Annotated in this window: 2 protein-coding genes; both read left to right on the forward strand. The window is 69.0% G+C overall.

Annotation, left to right across the window (positions count from 1 at the left end; genetic code table 11):
* Positions 1-116 precede the first annotated feature (116 nt).
* Positions 117-653 carry an ATP-dependent protease subunit HslV gene (hslV, locus tag VF647_23265; GenBank protein HEX8455017.1) on the forward strand — a complete coding sequence of 179 codons (537 nt, stop codon included), beginning with the start codon at positions 117-119 and terminating at the stop codon, positions 651-653.
* Between the two features lies 1 nt (position 654).
* Entirely contained in the window at positions 655-2,124 is a 1,470-nt protein-coding gene (hslU, locus tag VF647_23270) for an ATP-dependent protease ATPase subunit HslU (GenBank protein HEX8455018.1), read from the forward strand.
* The last annotated feature ends 237 nt before the right edge of the window (positions 2,125-2,361 follow it).

The following is a 2,361-nucleotide window of genomic DNA, read 5'->3' on the forward strand; positions in this document are numbered from 1 at the left end:
GGTGCCGCCCTTGCGGAACGAGTCCGCGAAGGCGGACTTTGTGTTGTTCCAGCGGCGAATACATGCGCTCCTGGCGAGCCATCGAAAACTAGAGAGACGGTCGAAGATACATGACGATGCCAACGTTCCACGCCACCACCATCCTCGCGGTAAGACGCGACGGCAAGGTCGCGCTGGGGGGAGACGGGCAGGTGACGACCGGCGACGTGGTCGCCAAGTCAGCCGCCGTGAAGGTGAGGAAGCTGCGCGACGGCAAGATCCTGGCGGGCTTCGCGGGCTCCGTGGCCGACGCGTTCACCCTCTTCGAGAAGTTCGAGGAGAAGCTGGAGCGCTACCCCGGCAACCTCAGCCGCGCGGCGGTGGAGCTGGCCAAGGACTGGCGCTCCGACCGCTACCTGCGCCGCCTGGAGGCGCTGCTGGCCGTCGCCGACCGCGAGCACCTGTACATGCTCAGCGGCAACGGCGACGTGATCGAGCCCGACGACGACGTGGTCGCCATCGGCTCGGGCGGGTCGTACGCGCTGGCCGCGGCCCGCGCGCTCAAGGACCACTCCGACCTCCCCGCGGCCGAGATCGTGCGGCGCGCGCTGGAGATCGCGGGAGACATCTGCATCTACACGAACCGCAACATCACGGTTCTGGAGCTGGACTGACGTGGCGACGCAAGAGACCGAGGCACCGCGCGAAGACGCGGCCGAGCCCCAGCCCTGGCTGGACGAGCTGACCCCGCGCGGCATCGTGGCCGAGCTGGACAAGTACATCGTGGGCCAGGGCGAGGCGAAGAAGGCCGTCGCCATCGCCCTGCGCAACCGCTGGCGCCGCCAGCGCGTGGACGAGGAGCTCCGCGAGGAGATCGTCCCCAACAACATCATCATGATCGGCCCCACCGGCGTGGGGAAGACGGAGATCGCGCGGCGGCTGGCTCGGCTCGCGGGCGCGCCCTTCATCAAGGTGGAGGCGAGCAAGTTCACCGAGGTCGGCTACGTGGGGCGCGACGTGGAGTCGATGGTCCGCGACCTGGTGGACGTCGCCATCAACATGGTGCGCACCGACCGCGAGGACGACGTCCAGGAGCTGGCCGAGAGCCGCGTCGAAGACCGCCTCCTCGACCTCCTCATCCCGCCCCTTCCGGAGGGCGGCGCGCCCCCACCCGAGCCGACGGAGGCCGAAAAGGCGCGCGTGTTCGTGGCCGGCCCCGGTGGCGTCGCGGCCGAGGAAGACCGCGTGAAGGAGCGCCGCGAGCGCACCCGCGACAAGTTCCGCCAGCTCCTCAAGGACGGGAAGCTGGAGGACCGCCAGGTGGAGGTGGAGGTGACGCAGAGCCTCCCCCTGGAGAACATGCTCGTCCCCATGGGCGGCATGGACGGCGGGATGGACAACAACCTGATGGACATGCTGCAGGACGTCCTCCCCAAGAAGACGAAGCGCCGCAGCGTGACCGTGGCCGAGGCGCGCCGCATCCTCCTGCAGGACGAGCTGGACAAGCTGGTCAACATGGACGAGGTGATCAACGAGGCCCTCGACCGCGTCGAGGAGATGGGGATCATCTTCCTGGACGAGATCGACAAGATCGCGACCGACCGCGGCGGCGCGCCGGGCCCGGACGTCTCGCGCGAGGGCGTGCAGCGCGACCTCCTCCCGGTGGTCGAGGGCTCCACCGTGCAGACCAAGTACGGGATGGTGAGGACGGACCACATCCTCTTCATCGCGGCGGGCGCCTTCCACGTTTCCAAGCCGTCGGACCTGATCCCCGAGCTCCAGGGCCGCTTCCCGATCCGCGTGGAGCTGAAGGCGCTGACGGAGGAGGACTTCATCCGCATCCTCCAGGAGCCCAAGAACGCGCTCCTCACCCAGTACCGCGCCCTGGTGGCCGCGGACGGCGCGACCCTCGAGTTCAGCGACGAGGGCGTGCGCGAGATCGCCCGCATCGCCGCGCAGGTGAACGACCGCATGGAGAACATCGGCGCGCGCCGCCTCCACACCGTGCTCACGACGCTCTTGGAGGACATCCTCTTCGAGCTCCCCGAGCGCGATCAGAAGACGATCCACATCGACGGCGACACCGTGCGTGGGCGTTTGAAGGCGATCGTAGAGGACGAGGATCTGCGCAAGTACATTCTGTAACAGCGGGGCTCACGCGGAGGCGCGGAGGCGCGGGGAGAGATCTCCGCGCCTCGTTGCGTTCGGTGTCCGGCGCGGGCGGTGGGGCGGGGGAGGGCACGGGCAGCCACGTGGGGCAGCCCCTACAAAGACCTGGACCAACTGCGGGGATGGAGGCAGGGCAGAGGAGGGCAGACACGCAGGTCCGCCCCTACGATTTTCGGGTCCGGGACGCGGGTACGGAGCAGAGGCGGGCACGGG

The organism is Longimicrobium sp., assembly GCA_036387335.1.
Classification (GTDB): domain Bacteria; phylum Gemmatimonadota; class Gemmatimonadetes; order Longimicrobiales; family Longimicrobiaceae; genus Longimicrobium.

Excerpts from the sequence above, each read along its gene's own strand:
- hslV (HEX8455017.1), top strand. The coding sequence starts at position 117 with ATGCCAACGTTCCACGCCACCACCATCCTCGCGGTAAGACGCGACGGC.